Below are 17,379 nucleotides of genomic sequence, written 5' to 3'. Positions count from 1 at the left end.
GGAGATGTATCGCGGTGATGGTCAATATTATAATTGGAGCTATCATTTTTGGTTATGCAGCATATACGTTAGTTAATTTTGTAAAGAGAAGTAAAAAGGGAAAATGCGCAGCATGCTCTTTAAGTAAGTCATGTCAGTCGCAAACTTGTAGTCCAGATATGGAGCAAATTGCTCAGAAATAGAAAAAAGCTTTGCGAAATTCGCAAAGCTTTTTTATTATTTCTTAATTTTTACAAGTTGTGCTCCTTCTACACCATTTTTTCCAGGGAATTCTTTACTAGGGTCTTTATCAAATTTTAATACCCCCACAGATTTTTCTTCACCTTTTACATTGCCGTAAGTTGCATCATCAACAATCGCGAACATATCTGCATATGCACGGCCACTACCGATAATTGTGTTGCCTTCATATTTTAATTTCGCGCCATCAATTGTAGCATTTTCTACTTTATTTTTTGCGAATAACACACCTTGTTCTGTTGTTACAGCTGGTAATTTATCAAGTGGTTTCGTGTCGTCTTTTTCATCAACTTTTTGTAGTAATTCTTTCTTAACAAGTTCTTCACCAGTTTTCTTATCCATTACAAGAACCTTTTTATCTTCTAGCGTTGTAAGCTTCATTTTGTATACATCTTTTTCTTTTACTTCTTTTTTATTTTTATCTGCAATTTGCTGAACTTGCTCTTCTGTTCCGTATAATACAAAGCCGTTCGCTTTTTCTCCTAATAAAGAACAACCTGATAATGCTCCGAATGAAATTGCTGCTGCTAACCCGATTCCTACTAATTTTTTCATGATGATGTCTCCTTTTTATATGTTTTATAGTAAATACAGTTTTTGTATTAGTCCTTACAGTATGAGAAGCTTTTTTGCTATTCCGTTGCTTCTGGTATTAGTGTATAAGAAATATTGAAACGTAACTATCGAGTTAGCTTACAGTAACATTACAATTATGTAATTTAGTGAAATCGCGCAAAAATAAGTTGATTTTGGAGGCAGAAATAATAAGGATATAGTAGGAATACAATATTATATCTGGAATGTCATATTATATTAGTTGTATTTTGGAAATAACATGTAAGGACATCTTAGTTTTGTTATAATAAACACATAGGTTGTAAAAATGAATATTCTTACTGAAAAGGGAGATTTTTAATTTTCCAAGTAGTGAATTTGAAATATGAGGTATATCATAGGAGGAATTTGGATGTCTGTATTTAAACGATTAAGAGATTTAACAATGTCGAATGTGTATTCATTAATTGAAAAAGCTGAAGATCCAGTTAAGATGACGGATCAATATTTACGCGATATGCAAGCGGATGTACAAGAAGCTGAGAAAAGTGTAGCAGCTCAAATTGCACTTGAGAAGAAATTCAAAATATTATTTGAAGAGCAAGAAGCACTTGTGAAAAAACGTGAAGAGCAAGCTCATATGGCTGTTCAAGCAAGCAATCTTGACCTTGCGCGTCGAGCTCTTGAAGAAAAACAAAATGCAGAGCAAAAGATGAATGAGTATAAAGCGAGCTATGAGCAAAACAAAGCAGCTGCTGATAACCTTCGTCTTAAGCTAGAAGAAATGCGTAAGCAATTAACAGAGCTGAAAAATAAACGTGAAACACTTGTTGCACGTGTAAATGCAGCGAAAGCACAAAAGAATATTAATCAGGCGATGTCTGGATTTGATTCAAATTCAGCAAAAGCTGGTTTAAGCCGTATGGAAGAGAAAGCACTTCAATTAGAGGCTGAAGCAGAAGCAAGCGGTGAAATTTACAAGAAAGAAAAGTCGTTAGATGATGAATTCGCAAGCTTAAACAAAAATTCTGTTGTTGACGATGAATTAGCTCGTATTATGAAGCAGTACGAGAAATAATATAGAATAGACAAAGAAACCGACATGTCTGAAGAGAATTCATGTCGGTTTTCTATTACTTTTTTAGAGGAGGTTTTGTAATGACGTGGATGAATGTTTTAGCTATGCTTGTATGGACTGGAGCGAGTGCGGTACTTTTATTTGCAATTATGTGGGTTGATTCGATTTTTACAAAATACAATGATTTAAAAGAAATGAAAAATGGAAATACAGCAGTGACAACGCGTTTCGTTATGAAATTATTTGCGCAAGGGTACATTTTATCTCAATCTATAACGAAAGCGAATGACTTATGGCAAGCGCTTCTTGCCTCAGCAGTTTCATTCGTTATTTTATTAATTGTAGAAATGTTCATTGAGTTTGTGTTAAAGAAAATGTCTGGTTTAGATTTAGAAGAAGGAACGAAAGAAGGCAGCTTAGCACATGCGTTGTTAGCTGGTTCATTACATATCGTTGGTGCACTTATTTTAGGTGCTTGTTTATAAAGAGAAAAGGAGGGGTAGATTGTGAGTTTATTTAAACGTATTAAAAATATAATGAAGAGTCCGGAGCCGCCGAAGCCAGAAAAGAGTCTTTTAACGTTGGCTCCTGGCGATATGATTGAAGTCTCGTTAGTCATGTACGAATTAACTGGGAAAACGAGCATGCATTCTCGCAAGGAGATTATTTTAACTTTGCAGGATGGGAAAGATATTCGTTATTTGAAAATTGAAGACCGTGAAAATACGTATTACAAATTGTATACACCGATTGATGGTCGTTTAGATTCAATCGATGAAATTCCGACGACAATCGAAATGGATGATATAGAGTATCATATGGAAGAACAATATAATGGACGTGTTGTTGTAATGGGGAAAACACCATTCGCTGCTTCGGAGGAACAGTACGTATGGGAATTCCAATCTGATAACCGCAAATTATTACGTGTTGAATGGCAAAATGGTCGCACAATGATGTATGAGGGAGAAGTAATTATTCCTGCTGATGTACAAATCATAAGAGCAACATAAGGGGGGCGTAATCATGTCAAACCGATTGTTTACCATGATTAAATCGTTCGTGATCCCTATACTTGCTATCGTTACATTACTTGTTATTGCCGGTTATGCTTTATCGGGCTGTCAAAGTGGTCAGGCGAAGTCAATTCAGGACCGTTACCCACTAGAGTCTGTCGCAAAGGATGGTAAACAAGAATCTTACGTGTATAGGGCCGCCAATCGGTCAGTTCCTGAAGTTGCAAAGGAACTTATAGCCGAAAGGAAACCGAAGCAAGCATCTAAAGAAGACGAAAATCAAATGTTCCTCGTTTATTCTGATAAAATGTATAATTTACAAAAGGATAAAGAGAAACCATCTGATACGTTAATTGAAATAAGCAATGAAGAATTTGTCCGTCAAAATTACCAACCATCCTTCTTACAAGGATATATCATGGGGAGTATATTAAACGATATATTCGGTTCACGCAAATCATCATACGGTGAGTATCGCGGATATAATGACAGACAAAATCATAAACCGGTGATCCCGGAAAGACCACCTACGAAAGAGGAAAAGAAAACCCCGCCTCCAATTACGAAGGAAGGGAAAGGATCTATTATTAAGCGAGGCGATAATGTAGATCCGAAATCATCTGTAGGTGATAAAGGAAGTATTACGGAAAAAGGAAGTAAAACGACGCCACCGCCTTCTACCGGAAGCAAAGGGAAAATTACGAAAAACCCGGGTGGCTCGAGTGGATCTGATGTGAAGCCGAAATCATCCATTAAAACCCCACCAAAGAATACGTCGCCCCCGAAAACAAGGGTTGGCGGTTCAGGGAAAATTATGAAGAGAAGATAGTATAGAGACTGAAAAGTGGAATTTGCTTTTCGGTCTTTTTATTATGGGAATTAATCCCTTATAGCTGGTACAATTAAGTTATAAGGAGGAGATTATTATGAGTATATATAAAAGGTTTAGTTTGATTATGTTCCTCGTCTTATTCCTCAGTTTGTTTATTAGCACAACGATGAAATTTCACTTTATCCCGCATTAACGGGCAGTTGATCTCCCACCTCAAAATTCGGCTGGAGCAAAGAAGTTAGGTGGGAGATCAACTGCCCGTAAACGCCCGATTGGTTCAACTAATAATCAGTGGGGGATGAACAAAACCCCCACTGATTATAGTTTCACTTTATAGTAGGTATTCTATGGATACTGTGTACATGTACTCTCTTTCTATATGTTCTGCTTCGCTTTCAGCATGAAGTGCCCGCCTTTCAAAAGTACGTCGATTGGATTAAAAGCGGGGGAAGATGGGGGGAGTAAAATATATCAACGGTTTTTCGATTATATCTATCGTAGCTCAAAATATATCAACGATTCGAAAAGGAATATCGATTTACCAACTTCATAATAAAAAGAGGCTGCACCAATATTTTGGCACACCCTCTTTTTTCATAATGATTAATGAATATCACGTTTCTTAAAGTTACCGCCTTTTACTTCAGCTACGTCATAAACTGTAATAAAGGCATTAGGATCGATTTCATTAATCAGGTCCTTCATTTTACTTTCTTCTAAACGGTTAATTACACAAGAAATTTCTTTGAATTTCTCTCTTGAATAACCACCGTATACTTCGTTATACGTTGCGCTTCGGCCTAAACGATCGCGAATTGTTTCTACCATTAATTCAGGCTCTTTCGTGATGATTTTAAATGTTTTCGAACCACTTAAACCAACTTCAACGATATGAATCACTTTCGAAGCGATAAAGTAAGCAATTGCCGAAAGGATAGCCCCTTGAAGACCAAATACTGTTGAAACAAAAATAAAGACAAACATATTTAAGAATAAAATAAGGTCACTTGTTCCAAAAGGTAACTTACGAGAAAGTAATACAGCTAGCATATCGATTCCATCTAATGCGCCGCCGTTACGTAAGGCTAGTCCCATACCAAAACCGATAATAATACCACCAACAACTGTAACGAGTAGTGTATCGCCCTCAATAATTGTTGGTACTCCGTGCATGAGAACGGTACCTACTGCTAGCGAAGCAATCCCGATAATAGAATAAATTGCAAAGCTTTTACCGATTTGTTTATATCCTAACCAAACGAAAGGGATGTTAACGACTGCGATTAGAAGTCCTAATGGTAACCCGAATAATCTTGAACTAACGATACTTAAACCAGTTACACCACCGTCTGATACGTTGTTTGGAATTAATACGGCTTCTAATCCGTACGCTGTGATAAATGCCCCAATAATAATCATCAAAGCTTTTGAAGCGATTTTCAGCTTATTGGGCTTGTTTTTCATAATTTTCTCCATATAATTTCCTCGTTTCAAACTAGTTTCGTATTTGTTACATAATTCACATCTAAATTTCATTCTAACATTTTATTTGAAAAAATTCTCCTTTAATGGATGTATGCAGGGAATATTATCACCATATTACCAGTAAAATATTTTTGGAATTCGTATGAAAAATCCCATCCGTTCAAAGGATGGGAGGTTGTTAAGAAAATATAAAACTAACTACTGTTAGCAATAAAGAGAATCCTAAAATAGTTCCGCACACTTTCATATGTCGTTTACGTCCCATAACGACGATTGCAACATATTCGCGAATCATTGCATTAGGCCAGTAATAAAATGCAGTTTTTGATCCAATTCCTTGGCTATTAAGACCAGCTTGTCTTGCATATATACCGGCGCGGAAAAGGTGGAAATTATTCGTTGTAAAAATACTTCTATACTTCCCTTCAGGTTTTAAAGAATCCATAATTTCTTTAGAGAACGACATATTTTGATATGTGTTTACAGAGCGATTTTCTTGCACTGTGTGTTCAAGCGGAATTCCTTTTTCAACCGCATAATTTTGCATCGCTTCTGCTTCAGGAAGCCCTTCATCTGGACCTTGTCCGCCAGAGAAAATGATTGTCGGCGGTATAGTAATAGCTGCTTGTTTCCAATAAAAGTCGATAGCTTTATTAATACGACTTGCAAGTAACGGCGGCACTTTGTCATTAATTAAGCCGCTACCAAGAACGATGATGAAATCTTGATTACGTCTCGGTCTATTGAATTGGTATAGAAAATAAGCGCTTAAGAAGTTAGATAAATGTATAAAGAAATACATAGTTATAAGAGAAATCGCAGCAAAAATAAATTGAAAGTGTGTTGAGACTAAACTTGCTGGATTTATGATAGGGAGTAGCATAAAGAATAAAATCCCTAAAGCTGCAATTAAAGTTAAAGAGTTTGTAAAGCGTCTTCCTTCACGCTGCATCAAGATTCTCGCATTAAGAAATAGCCCAAACATTAAAGCGACTATAGCAAAAGGTATCATTACAATTAGCGCTATCATGGGAATAATAACGATAAAATGTAAAGCGTTATTACCAGATACAAACGAGACGGCTGCACAAAATAATAGAAAAGAACAGAAAAAGGCATTAAATAAAAAGCCATTTATTATTTTCCGTGGATCTTTTAAGTAAGAGATAAGAAAAATAATAAACAATATAAGAGGAATAATTCCAAAATACATAAATATAATACACCTCAATTTTTATAATGTTTTATTGCACCCCTAATACTACATGATTTTGAAGTTATTAATAATAAAAATAACGATTTAGAATTTTCTTAATAAACGATATAGATAAATATAGTAAAATGTATTCAAATCGATATATTAAAAGTAAGATGGTTGAAGAGGCACTCTGTAGAGTGTCTTTTTCTTTGAAATATGTAATTTTGCATATTTTGTTCCTTTTTAATGAAAGAGGATTAAAATATAAATTGTGGATACACGCTATAAAGCAGAATTGTATACAAACATTTACCTCTACTCTTTTTGTATCTAACAATCTTGTAACGATTCATGATTCTGTTTTCTAGTGTGTGTTTACGAAAAGTGGGATGGGCGTCTTATTAAAAGGCGCCTTTTTATTGTTTAGTATAGATAGTTATCACTGTTAATATAGTGGAAAATATCTATACTAAACATTAGCAATCTTCCGTATAAAGATTATCAATTTACTATATATTCCAGCGGTGTTAAGCTACATATGAAAGGCTTTCTTTTTCAAAATATTACCCCTAATAAATTTTGAAAGAGTCAACTGTCTCCAAAATTGCCATTTGTGCTTAGCAAAAAAAGAATCCTTCGGGGTTCTTTTTTTGTATTCGAAAGAATATGACAAAATGAATTTATATAATTTGTTATATTGTTAAATGGTTATTATGGAAAAGAGAAGGAGACTTAAGTATGGGATTTAAAAAATTACTTTTAACAGGTGCAATTGTTGCAACTACAGCATTTACTTCAATTGGGACAGCGCAGGCAAGTATAGAGTTTAAAGATGTTCCAAACAATCATTGGTCGTATAAGGCAATTATGGACTTAGCAAATAAAAACATTGTTGCTGGATATGGAAATGGGATTTTTGGATTTGGTGATGATGTAACTCGTGAGCAAGTTGCAGCCCTTATGTTCCGTCAATTAAAGCCAGCAGTAAAAGAACAGTATAATAATCCTTATAAAGATGTTACTGATCGTTCGACTCAGTTTAAAAAAGAGATTCTTGCTTTAACAGAGATCGGTGTATTCGCTGGAGATGACACAGGGAACTTTAGGCCGAAAGATTCGTTAACTCGCGATGAAATGGCACAAATTTTAACAAAAGGGTTTCAATTGCAAATTAGAGGGGATCATAATTTCCCGGATGTAGATAGAAATGGATGGGCGAATCCTGCGATTACTGCAGTTAAATCAAATTATATTACAGCTGGAACTGGTGATGGTAAATTCGCACCTAGAATGCATGTAAGTCGTGAGCAATACGTTTAGTTCTTATATAACGCGACATTACCGCTTGAAGAAAGACCAGGAGCAAGACAAGAACAACCACAACCAGAGGTGAAGCCGGAACAAAAGCCAGAACCAAAACGCTTTGCTAACTGTAAAGAAGCAAATGATGCTGGAGTTTACGATATTACAAGAGATAGTCCGTATTACGGTAAGCATTTAGATCGTGATGGCGATGGAATTGCTTGTGAGAGAAAGAAGAGCGGTAAATAAGAAAAAAGCACTCAGCCTGAGTGCTTTTTTCTTATTCACACATGCTATTTTTTTAGGCGATTCTCATAGAATGGGAGTAACGAAATGAAAGTAGGTGATAAAATGCCAGCTATTGTGGAAGGGGTTATTATTGAGAACTGTAATGGGACAATTAACTTAGGTGATAAATATAACGTACATCCAATTGAAAAAACGAAAGCTTATAATGGATCGGGATCTTCAAATACCGGATTAAATGTGAGGACATTCAGTGGTATTAGTACGGCAGATGTAACGGATAACGATGTGTATGACCAAGTAATTCAATCTACGTTATAATTTTTATATGTAAAATTGCATAAAATGATGTGCTTGCCCTGTGATACAATTTAGTTGTGAGCTGTTAGTGATTCTTCTTTATCATAGTTGTTAGATTAGAAATGTAACATCTTATCGAAAATCATACGTAAAATAAAAAAGACACTTCGCTCGAAGTGTCTTTTTTATTTTAGTGATATCCTTTAGCAGAGTCTTTATGAATTTTATTTTTAAATATGCTGTAGCTCCAAAGCTGATATCCAATAACGATTGGTACCATGACGATTGCAACGAAGAACATAATTTTTAAGTTTAATTGACTACCAGCTGCGTTGTATAACGTTGTACTATAAGCGTCGTTAATACGAGATGGTAACATTCTTGGGAACATACCTGCAAAACCAGTTGTCATAAACATTGCGATTGTTAAGCAAACGAATGTGAATGCAAGGCCGATTTTATGTTTGTACACCATAATAAGTGTGAGTACACTCATTAACATTGCAAGTACTGGAAGAATGAATAGTACAGGATATTCCGTGAAGTTTTGGAATAAATTTGTACGATTTGCAGTTGCGACATAGAAGATAGCTAAAATGATAGCAGCTGCCATTGAAAATGGTCTTGCAATTTTATAAGCACGATCAGATACTTCGCCAGTTGTTTTAATCATAATCCAAAGGGCACCAGATACGACGAATATAGCAGTGAAGAAAAGACCACCTAAAATACCATAATGGTTTAGTAAGCTAAGTAAAGTTCCTTCATAACCATCTTTTCCGATTTGCAGCCCGTAATACAGGTTAGCGAATGTAACACCGAATAAGAAGGCGATTAGGAAACTACCAATTGTAAATGCCCATTTACAAGTTTTTTGCCAAATTGGTGAATCGTCTTTATGCATAAATTCAAGTCCAGCGGCACGAGCAAATAGTGCAAGTAATACTAAAAATAGTGGTGTATATAGGTAGCTAAACATATTTGCATATGTGACTGGAAAGGCAGCAAATGTTGCACCACCAGCTGTAATTAACCATACTTCATTACCACCCCAGAACGGGCCGATAGCTTCTTGTAATTGATTTCGTTCTTGTCGGTCTTTCGCAACGAATGGGAAAATCATTCCGTTACCGAGTGCGTAGCCATCAAGAATGAAGTACACTGTCCAAATTACGCCCCATAAACCGAACCAGATAATTGCAAGCATATCATGAGACATGAGCTGTACCTCCTTCAGTAGCAGGTTCTTCTAATGCAGCGGGTCCTTTTTTCGCGAACTTCAGCATTAAGTATACGTCTGCAATTAAGAGTAAAGTGTAGAACAATATTAAACTAATTAATGAGAACCAAATTTGTGGAACTGATATAGGTGACACGGATTCTGCTGTACGCATTAGTTTATAAACTGTCCACGGTTGACGACCTACTTCAGCAACAATCCAGCCAGCATTAATCGCAATGTACGGAAGTAAGACAGACCACATTGTAATTTTTAAATAACGTTTTGAGTTTTCTAGTTTTCCTTTTCGGTTTAAATAGAAACCGTACCAAGTTAATGCCATAAAGAGCATGCCAAGTGCAACCATTAAGCGGAAGCTATAATACACGAGGTTAACATTTGGGCGTTCATCTTTCGGAATATCTTTTAAACCAACAATTTCTCCATCAAATGAGTTTGTATAGAAGAAACTTCCGAGCTTTGGAATAGTAAGTAGTTCAAAGTTCTTTTCATTTTTCACATCAGGAATTTGAATGATTGAGAAACCTTGTCCTTTTCCAGTGTCCCAAACAGCTTCCATTGCAGCTCCTTTTGCTGGTTGATACTTAGCCGCTGATACACCAGATTGATGGCCCATAAATGGTGTAATTGTTGCTGCGAATAACCCTAACATTAAGCCAAACTTAAATGATTTTTTGAAGAATTCCACTTCGTTTTTACGTAGTAAGTGATATGCACTAATTGCCATAACGAAGAAAGCACCGACAATATAACAACCAATTACAGTATGGAAGAACATGTTCCACGCATATGGATTTGTAACAAGTGCCCAGAAATCATTTAATTCAGCGCGGCCGTTACGTACGACGTAGCCAACAGGATTTTGCATAAAGCCGTTTGCTGTAATAATCCAAAGGGCGGAAATATTTGTTCCAAGTGCAACCATCCACATACAGAAAGCACGGAACTTTGGTGAGATTTTGTCTTTACCGAATAACCATATTCCCATGAAAGTAGATTCTAAGAAGAAGGCAACGAGTGCTTCGATTGCGAGAGGTGATCCGAAAATATCTCCCATATATTTGGAGTACTCAGACCAGTTTGTTCCAAATTGGAATTCCATCGTAATCCCAGTTATAATCCCCATTACGAAGTTAATTGTAAAAAGTTTTCCCCAGAAATTTGCCATTTTGCGGTATGTTGGATTCAATGTGCGGGCGTATTGAGTTTCCATACATGCTACTAAAATAACAAGTCCGATTGTCAAAGGTACAAATAAAAAGTGATAAAAAATAGTAATTGCAAATTGAAAACGACTTAGTAACAGAACGTCGGACATAATAAATATTCACTCCTTTTTTACATTATCTACAATCAGTTTATAGTGAAAAAACGTTTAAAGTATGTGAGACTTGTTACAAAGGTGTGTGTATATTTTGAAAGAATTATGTCGATTATCTGAAAACATCCTATTTTTACTATAAAGCAATATCCTTTTTGAGTTTTTCAAATTTTGGTACACTATATATGTAGTGTAAATGAGAGAAAAGAGGGTTCTTTACTATGAAGTCATTAGAAGAGATTTTACAATACAATGAAAAATTTGTTGAAGAGAAAAAATACGAAGAGTATGAAACAGGGAAATTTCCAAACAAAAAGATGGTAATTATCTCTTGTATGGATACTCGTCTTGTTGAATTATTACCGAAAGCAATGAATATGCGTAACGGTGATGTGAAAATTATTAAAGTAGCAGGTGCTGTTATTTCACATCCATTCGGAAGTATTATGCGTAGTATTTTAGTCGCTGTATATGAGCTTGGAGCTGACGAAGTATGTGTTGTCGGTCATCATGATTGTGGTATGGCAAAAATTCAAGCAAGCAGTACAATTGAGAAAATGAAAGAGCGCGGCGTAACAGAAGAGAAATTAGATACACTTCGTTATTCTGGAATCGATTTAGAAAGATTCCTACAAGGGTTCTCTAGTGTAGAAGAAAGTGTAGAACATAGTGTGTCAATACTTCGCAACCATCCGTTACTTCCGGAAGAAGTTCCTGTTCACGGTCTTGTTATAGATCCTGACACAGGAAAATTAGATTTAGTTGTAAATGGTTACGACAATTAAGAATTTACTTTGTCATCCTTTTTATCTGGGACAGGATCAAATCCCCCTGGATGGAAAGGGTGGCATTTTAATATACGCTTGCATGTAAGCCAAAATCCTTTCAGAGCACCATGTTTTTGAAATGCTTCTAATCCATAATGAGAGCAAGTTGGGTAAAAGCGGCACGTTGGTGGTGTCATCGGAGAAATGAACTTTTGATAAAAGCGTATAATGCCAATAAAAATCTGTTTCATAATGGTCTCCTTTTCAGCATAGTCTTAAAGTATTATAGCACGACTGTACATAATACTTTACTAATGTCGATTTCCGTTATATCATATTGGATATAACGGAATTAAATTAAAAGCGGGAGAGATGTTGTATGCCATCAGTAGAAAGCTTTGAATTAGATCATACGATTGTAAAGGCGCCTTATGTAAGACATTGCGGAGTTCACAACGTAGGTAGTGACGGTATTGTAAATAAATTCGATATTCGTTTTTGCCAACCGAATAAACAAGCAATGAAACCAGATGTTATTCATACGTTAGAGCATTTATTAGCATTTAATTTACGTAAATATATTGATCGTTATCCGCATTTTGATATTATCGATATTTCACCAATGGGCTGCCAAACAGGGTATTACCTTGTAGTAAGCGGGACACCGACAGTTCGTGAAATCATTGATTTATTAGAACTAACATTAAAAGATGCGGTTCAAATTACAGAAATTCCAGCTGCAAATGAAACACAGTGTGGCCAAGCGAAGCTTCACGACTTAGAAGGAGCACAACGCTTAATGAACTTCTGGCTAAGCCAAGATAAAGATGAACTTGAGAAAGTGTTTGGATAAAGAAAAACTGCCTGTGAAAGGGCAGTTTTTTTATTTTGTTAAGAGAAAACTTGCTCTTCTTTTTATGAAAGTATACTAGACACCCCAACATATAAAATAAAGGCAGAACCGAGAAAATAAACAAATGCTTTTGCTTTTTGCTGCTCTTTTATTTCATCAATTCCAAAAAGGATAAACATAATACTTAAAAGGATAAATACGAATGGTAAAAGCATAGGGAGGTTTGCAAAGAGGTTAAGTAGAGCGAGAACGAGGGCAATAGTAGCTATTATAATTCGAATGTTTTTTAACATATAATCCTCCTTTAAATAGACAAATTAACGAAGTATTTCTGAGATACCTAGATATAAAACTGCTGCACCGACTAAAAAAGCGAGCGTACTACTTACTTTTTTATGTTCCATCATTTCCTCTATACTTACAATGAAAGCCATACCGCCTAAAAAGATAAACATATAAGGCATAATTCCTCTATTTCCAGCAATAAAACCATAGATTGCTATAGTTAAAGCGATAAGTGAAAAAGTAATTCGAACTCCTTTTAGCATAAAGAACCCTCCTTCTATTTTATGTATGTAATGATGAGAACAATCCAAGAGAATGCTCCAGCAACAATACAAATAAATCCGGTTCCTGAATCCTTCTTTTTTATTTGCTCAATTGCGATGAGAAACATTAAAGCTCCTAATAGAAATTGTGAAAGTGGTAGAAAGTTATTTTGACCTGTCAGTAAACTAATAGCGGATATGATGATGACACTGAGTGCGATTAAAATGCGTAGTATATTATGAATGCTCTTTACTGCTTTTTGTATAAGGGGTATCTTCTGGTTTATCAATCGAATGTTTGTAAGAATAGCCTTTATTAATCGTCATAACGGAGAGTACTAATATGATCAGTACGATTATAATGCCGATAATTAATATTTTGAGCATGAAATCCCTCCTTTTCTTTATTTTACATAATTTTGTAATTGATGAAAACAATAGAAATTAAAAGGATGAAAGAAGGGTGTTACATGGAGAATAAAAAAACATATTATATATCAGTTGGAAATGGTCAAATTTCACAAGTGAAGACGGCGGATACGTATAATTTTGAAATTTATGCAAATGACGAAGAGATTACGGAGTTAAGAGAGTATTTTGATAAAGCGTATGAAGAGGACTTAGGTTCGTATGTACGCTCCCACGTTCCATTCGTTGAGTATCATCACGATTCGAATAATGATCGATATGATGAACAACTACAAAAAGCATATAAAATGATTTATGATCTAGGGAATCATGAAACGAAAGAATTAGTCGCACAAATGGGAATAATCAATGGATTGTAATTGGATAATATTATGCAGAAAAGCGAGAATATGCTACAATTTGTGGTAGGAAAAACTTGTAATCATCAATAGGGGAGTAATGGCATGTACAAATTTAAAGATTATTACCACAACACTGTACAATTATCGTTTGAACGTTACCCATTTTCTCCTGAGCCAAAGCATGTTTGGGTTGTATGCCGGTACGGGGATCAATGGTTATTAACGCATCATTTACGCCGTGGTCTTGAATTTCCAGGTGGTAAAGTAGAACTCGGGGAAACACCGGAAGAAGCGGCAGTTCGAGAAGTTCATGAGGAAACCGGCGGCATAGTTTCTGATTTAACTTACTTAGGGCAATACAAAGTATCCGGAAAAGACAAAATAATCATTAAAAACATTTATTTTGCAACAATTAGTGCGGTAGAGCAACATACGCATTACGAAGAAACGAAAGGGTCTGTGTTATTAAAAGACATTCCTGATAATATTAAAACTGATAGAAAATTTAGCTTTATTATGCGCGATGATGTATTAGCGCGTACGATGAAACATATAGAAGAAATCGGCTGTTTTACGAAGTAAAGTGGCCGGTTTCTTTTTTTATGTTCAAAATGTAAATATATCTTTATATTATTTTGGGTATATTATACAATTTTGTAAAGATATATTTACATTTTAGGAGGTGAAAAGGTGGATAACAGAAAAGAAACAACTGTCTCTGTTTCGATGGTTAAATTAAATGTTTATTCATTTTTTATAATATTCGCTCTGGCGATTGGAATTAGTTATTTACATGCGCTTTTTTCAGGCGAGTTTCAAATTGAAATTACATTGCCGATTATGTTTCTTTTGATTATTGGAATGATTATTCTCGTTTGTATTCATGAGGCAATACATTTAATTGGATTTCGTTATATCGGAGGTGTTCCGTGGAGTGAACTAAAATGGGGCGTCAATTGGAAATTAGGTGCTGCATATGCTCATTCTAAACAGGTGATTACAGTAAGGCAAATGAAGACAGTGTTAATGCTTCCGTTTTTACCAACTGGAATTTTACCAATTGTATTGGGATTAGCTATGAATCTGGAGCCACTCTCATTTTTAGGGATTCTACTAACAGCAGGTTGTATCGGTGACATTGCTTTATATCAAAAAGTTTCAAAATTTCCAGATGATGCGCTAGTGATAGATCATCCGAGTAAACCGCAGTTTACAGTTTATGAGTAAAGCAGTCCAAAGAACCTCTCTTCCGTAGAGTGGTTCTTTGGACTGCTTTATGTTTTTTTTATTTCCACCTCTAAAAACGAAAGCACCTCTAATAAATCATCCACGACACGTGAATGTTCAAAGTCACCCCAAAATGAATCTCTCTTCCAAACGCCAAGAATCCCTACTTGTTCAGAACCAAGCACATCATTTTCTGGATGGTCCCCAACGTAAAGGCATTCTTCTGCTTTTACGTTTAGCTTTTGTAAAGCCCGTTCGAAAATCTCAGGGTGAGGCTTTTTAATTCCTTCTGCTTCTGAAACAAGAATCGTGCTTGTATACGTATGTATGTTTAGTGCTCGAAGGTTGCTCATCTGAAATTTAGTAAAGCCGTTTGTAATAATACCAATTTTAATGTTTCGCTGTTTTAATTGTTGAAGTAGTTCATGCATGTTTTGGAAAGGAATACAATGATGTTGGAAGTTTGTAATGTAGTCGTGCAGCAGTTGCTCTTGCGTTAAAGTGGTAATGTTGTATTCGCAAAGGAGAGTGGAATATACTTTATCTTTCCACGTGTAACCATTATTGTCGAGTTCGAGAAAACGAGAGCAATACTCGAATTTTTCTATGTTTATCAAATGAAAGGCGAAGCGATTATATTGATCACGAATAAATTGCTCTAGAGATTGGCGACGATCTAATAGTGTTCCATCTAAGTCAAATAAGATTGCTCGAATCATGGGAAACCTCCATACAGCTTTTATAATTAATTATCGCATATTCGTTAAAAAATGATTATGATATTTTTGTAGAATGGAATAATGGAGGTGCGTATGAAGAAACTGTATGGCAAGTTAATGTGTTTTATGATTTCAACGGGCTTAGTAGCTGGATGTGATATGTCGGAGCAAACTTCGAAAAGAGAGAAAAAAGATGTGTGCGAAACGACAGAAGAATGCATACAAATAGGTGATAAAACACTTCAAAAAGTATATAAAAAGATAGATGGACTTTCAGAACTTGAAGTACTAGAGGATTATGATTTAGAAGGACATTCAAGTAACGATATGAAAGAAGCAGAAATGAAAAAAAAGGATGATGAAAATTATTTCTTTTTAGCTTCTTATTATATCGATGGTGATGAAATTGTAGATCCTTATTTCGATAAACTAGATCGCAAACGATTGAATAAGGCTTTTGCGGAGGATAAGGACGCGAAAGAAGAAGTATTAAAGCAACGTCAAGATAGGGATTATCATGAATCGTTATGGGAGATGTATAGCACGCTTATTCCTGCTAAGTATCGCACTGACATAAAAGAGTTTGATATGGTAACAGATGGATACGATGGAATTGTGGCTCATGTTATGCCGAGTATGGAGTATCCGAAAGAGTGGACCATTAGTTTAGATACGCTTGATTCTGCAGTAAATATCGATCAAGTGATGAAAACATTAATACATGAGACGGCTCACGTATTAACGCTGGGACATAAACAAATACCAGTAAATGAAAAGTACTTAAAGGCTTTTGAAGAAGATAAAGATATTTCATCATACCAAAATAAATGTAAATCTCTTTTCTTACAAGAAGGATGTGCGAAGGAGAGCTCTTATATAAATCAATTTTATAATTCTTTCTGGAAACCAATTGACCAGGAGTGGACAGAAAAGAAAGTGGAAGAAAGCGAAGAAGCTCAAATTGAATTTTTTAAGGAAAAGCATGGTGAGTTTGTTTCACTGTATGGGACGACAAATGTGGCAGAGGATATTGCGGATACATTTACAGCGTTTATTTTACAAGATTCAAAAAAGGTGAAAGAAGGAACAGAATTAAAATATAAAAAAATTATCTTCTTCTATCAATTCCCCGAGCTTGTAAAAATGAGAGCGGAAGTGTTAGCGGGATTATATGATGTTTCGAAAACGATAGAACAACCAAGTGGACACTAATGCGAATTATGTGTTCGATATATTTTAGCCAAGGGAAAACGTGAAGAATTATAGTTCTTTGCGTTTCTTTATGTTGATAAAATTGAAAATTCTGTCTTTTTTTAAAAAAGAAGAAGGAACTGAATCATTAAAATAGAATTAGTATAAAAACGTCACAAATTAGACACAATTATAATGCGCATAGTATAGGGGCTATAAGTTTACTCTCGAGGAGGTAATGAAACGTATGAAAACGATTCTTGCTGTTGCTGGTCTCATTTGGGTAATGTCTCACGGTTTTCCGATTTTTGAAGGAGAGCAAATTCGTAGTGCATTAAATAAAGAGTTTAATGATTATCATATTATTGATCGAAAAGATAATGTCGTTACGGTGCGTGTGAAAGATTGTTTCCATACAGTTACGGTTGCTAATGGGAATATTGCAGACGATTCGAAAATGTGTGATAAAAGGTAAGAGAAAGAAGCTGACT

The 17,379-nt window shown here is 35.3% G+C and carries 24 protein-coding genes and 1 pseudogene; 14 read left to right on the top strand and 11 right to left on the bottom strand.

Translation table 11 applies throughout. The annotated features are described in order from the left end of the window. Positions 1–14 precede the first annotated feature (14 nt). A complete protein-coding gene (locus MKY70_RS24985) occupies positions 15–182 on the top strand; it encodes a FeoB-associated Cys-rich membrane protein (protein WP_033708410.1) in 168 nt (55 codons plus the stop codon). A gap of 34 nt (positions 183–216) precedes the next feature. Here the strand turns inward: MKY70_RS24985 and MKY70_RS24980 are convergent, their stop codons facing one another. Continuing rightward, complete coding sequence (locus tag MKY70_RS24980) at positions 217–795, bottom strand: lipoprotein BA_5634 family protein (protein ID WP_088031464.1); 579 nt, start codon at positions 793–795, stop codon at positions 217–219. A 412-nt stretch (positions 796–1,207) separates the two neighbouring features. On the opposite strand from MKY70_RS24980, the gene MKY70_RS24975 reads away from it, so the two are divergent. The 4 genes from MKY70_RS24975 to MKY70_RS24960 all read left to right on the top strand — a co-directional run bounded on the left by MKY70_RS24975 (position 1,208) and on the right by MKY70_RS24960 (position 3,718). Continuing rightward, positions 1,208–1,873 (top strand): PspA/IM30 family protein, encoded by a 666-nt coding sequence (locus tag MKY70_RS24975; protein ID WP_002015754.1) that lies wholly within the window; start codon positions 1,208–1,210, stop codon positions 1,871–1,873. 80 nt (positions 1,874–1,953) lie between these two features. Further along, positions 1,954–2,358: a DUF350 domain-containing protein gene (locus MKY70_RS24970; protein WP_002015753.1), complete on the top strand. Its 405-nt coding sequence runs from the start codon at positions 1,954–1,956 to the stop codon at positions 2,356–2,358. A gap of 21 nt (positions 2,359–2,379) precedes the next feature. Then, complete coding sequence (locus MKY70_RS24965; RefSeq protein ID WP_002015752.1) at positions 2,380–2,886, top strand: DUF4178 domain-containing protein; 507 nt, start codon at positions 2,380–2,382, stop codon at positions 2,884–2,886. Positions 2,887–2,899: 13 nt separating this feature from the next. Continuing rightward, entirely contained in the window at positions 2,900–3,718 is an 819-nt protein-coding gene (locus MKY70_RS24960; protein ID WP_341025949.1) for a DUF4247 domain-containing protein, read from the top strand. Positions 3,719–4,324: 606 nt separating this feature from the next. On the opposite strand, the gene MKY70_RS24955 is transcribed toward MKY70_RS24960, so the two are convergent. Next, entirely contained in the window at positions 4,325–5,197 is an 873-nt protein-coding gene (locus tag MKY70_RS24955; RefSeq protein WP_341025948.1) for a YitT family protein, read from the bottom strand. Positions 5,198–5,384: 187 nt separating this feature from the next. Continuing rightward, a complete protein-coding gene (locus MKY70_RS24950) occupies positions 5,385–6,419 on the bottom strand; it encodes a YdcF family protein (RefSeq protein ID WP_113734038.1) in 1,035 nt (344 codons plus the stop codon). A 723-nt stretch (positions 6,420–7,142) separates the two neighbouring features. Here MKY70_RS24950 and MKY70_RS24945 point away from each other — a divergent pair. Beyond that, positions 7,143–7,955 (top strand): annotated as a pseudogene (locus MKY70_RS24945) (S-layer homology domain-containing protein). An 84-nt stretch (positions 7,956–8,039) separates the two neighbouring features. Then, the gene (locus MKY70_RS24940) at positions 8,040–8,273 is read left to right on the top strand and encodes a spore germination protein (protein WP_002015747.1); all 234 of its coding nucleotides are present in this window, start codon (positions 8,040–8,042) and stop codon (positions 8,271–8,273) included. 169 nt (positions 8,274–8,442) lie between these two features. Here the strand turns inward: MKY70_RS24940 and cydB are convergent, their stop codons facing one another. Beyond that, positions 8,443–9,471, bottom strand: a complete 1,029-nt coding sequence (gene cydB, locus MKY70_RS24935) for a cytochrome d ubiquinol oxidase subunit II (protein ID WP_002129586.1) — start codon at positions 9,469–9,471, stop codon at positions 8,443–8,445. Continuing rightward, positions 9,461–10,810 (bottom strand): cytochrome ubiquinol oxidase subunit I, encoded by a 1,350-nt coding sequence (gene cydA, locus MKY70_RS24930; protein WP_149191016.1) that lies wholly within the window; start codon positions 10,808–10,810, stop codon positions 9,461–9,463. Before cydA ends, cydB begins: the two co-directional genes overlap by 11 nt. Before the next feature lie 224 nt (positions 10,811–11,034). Here cydA and MKY70_RS24925 point away from each other — a divergent pair, with 224 nt between their 5' ends. Continuing rightward, positions 11,035–11,598, top strand: a complete 564-nt coding sequence (locus MKY70_RS24925; RefSeq protein ID WP_002015742.1) for a beta-class carbonic anhydrase — start codon at positions 11,035–11,037, stop codon at positions 11,596–11,598. On the opposite strand, the gene yidD is transcribed toward MKY70_RS24925, so the two are convergent. After that, complete coding sequence (gene yidD, locus MKY70_RS24920) at positions 11,595–11,831, bottom strand: membrane protein insertion efficiency factor YidD (protein WP_000809334.1); 237 nt, start codon at positions 11,829–11,831, stop codon at positions 11,595–11,597. The genes MKY70_RS24925 and yidD overlap by 4 nt on opposite strands. 128 nt (positions 11,832–11,959) lie before the next feature. On the opposite strand from yidD, the gene luxS reads away from it, so the two are divergent. Continuing rightward, complete coding sequence (gene luxS, locus MKY70_RS24915; protein ID WP_001141371.1) at positions 11,960–12,433, top strand: S-ribosylhomocysteine lyase LuxS; 474 nt, start codon at positions 11,960–11,962, stop codon at positions 12,431–12,433. Positions 12,434–12,495: 62 nt separating this feature from the next. Here the strand turns inward: luxS and MKY70_RS24910 are convergent, their stop codons facing one another. Genes MKY70_RS24910 through ytzI form a run of 4 tightly spaced genes read right to left on the bottom strand, consistent with a single transcriptional unit; the run spans position 12,496 to position 13,368 of the window. Beyond that, the gene (locus MKY70_RS24910; protein ID WP_341025944.1) at positions 12,496–12,726 is read right to left on the bottom strand and encodes a YczI family protein; all 231 of its coding nucleotides are present in this window, start codon (positions 12,724–12,726) and stop codon (positions 12,496–12,498) included. Between the two features lie 24 nt (positions 12,727–12,750). Continuing rightward, a complete protein-coding gene (locus tag MKY70_RS24905; protein WP_341025943.1) occupies positions 12,751–12,981 on the bottom strand; it encodes a YczI family protein in 231 nt (76 codons plus the stop codon). A gap of 14 nt (positions 12,982–12,995) precedes the next feature. After that, positions 12,996–13,226: a YczI family protein gene (locus MKY70_RS24900; RefSeq protein ID WP_050567928.1), complete on the bottom strand. Its 231-nt coding sequence runs from the start codon at positions 13,224–13,226 to the stop codon at positions 12,996–12,998. After that, positions 13,219–13,368, bottom strand: coding sequence for a YtzI protein (gene ytzI / locus MKY70_RS24895; RefSeq protein ID WP_341025942.1), 150 nt, complete (start codon positions 13,366–13,368; stop codon positions 13,219–13,221). Before ytzI ends, MKY70_RS24900 begins: the two co-directional genes overlap by 8 nt. Positions 13,369–13,451: 83 nt before the next feature. Between ytzI and MKY70_RS24890 the strand changes: the two genes are divergently transcribed. The 3 genes from MKY70_RS24890 to MKY70_RS24880 all read left to right on the top strand — a co-directional run bounded on the left by MKY70_RS24890 (position 13,452) and on the right by MKY70_RS24880 (position 14,978). After that, on the top strand, positions 13,452–13,769 hold the full coding sequence (locus MKY70_RS24890) for a hydrolase (RefSeq protein WP_341025941.1): 318 nt from the start codon (positions 13,452–13,454) through the stop codon (positions 13,767–13,769). A gap of 84 nt (positions 13,770–13,853) precedes the next feature. Beyond that, positions 13,854–14,333 carry an antimutator 8-oxo-(dGTP/GTP)ase gene (mutTA, locus tag MKY70_RS24885; RefSeq protein WP_002015736.1) on the top strand — a complete coding sequence of 160 codons (480 nt, stop codon included), beginning with the start codon at positions 13,854–13,856 and terminating at the stop codon, positions 14,331–14,333. Between the two features lie 108 nt (positions 14,334–14,441). Next, positions 14,442–14,978: a DUF3267 domain-containing protein gene (locus MKY70_RS24880; RefSeq protein WP_341025940.1), complete on the top strand. Its 537-nt coding sequence runs from the start codon at positions 14,442–14,444 to the stop codon at positions 14,976–14,978. 47 nt (positions 14,979–15,025) lie between these two features. Here MKY70_RS24880 and MKY70_RS24875 read toward each other — a convergent pair whose 3' ends face one another. Then, complete coding sequence (locus tag MKY70_RS24875) at positions 15,026–15,697, bottom strand: HAD family hydrolase (protein WP_341025939.1); 672 nt, start codon at positions 15,695–15,697, stop codon at positions 15,026–15,028. A 93-nt stretch (positions 15,698–15,790) separates the two neighbouring features. Here MKY70_RS24875 and MKY70_RS24870 point away from each other — a divergent pair, with 93 nt between their 5' ends. Further along, the gene (locus tag MKY70_RS24870) at positions 15,791–16,909 is read left to right on the top strand and encodes a recombinase family protein (RefSeq protein ID WP_341025938.1); all 1,119 of its coding nucleotides are present in this window, start codon (positions 15,791–15,793) and stop codon (positions 16,907–16,909) included. A 226-nt stretch (positions 16,910–17,135) separates the two neighbouring features. Next, on the top strand, positions 17,136–17,363 hold the full coding sequence (locus MKY70_RS24865) for a hypothetical protein (protein ID WP_002129567.1): 228 nt from the start codon (positions 17,136–17,138) through the stop codon (positions 17,361–17,363). The last annotated feature ends 16 nt before the right edge of the window (positions 17,364–17,379 follow it).

The organism is Bacillus sp. FSL R9-9492 (assembly GCF_038007365.1).
GTDB classification, from domain to species: Bacteria; Bacillota; Bacilli; order Bacillales; family Bacillaceae_G; genus Bacillus_A; species Bacillus_A mycoides.
Note: the sequence above shows the minus strand (reverse complement) of the source record. Positions and strands in the feature narration are given on the sequence as shown.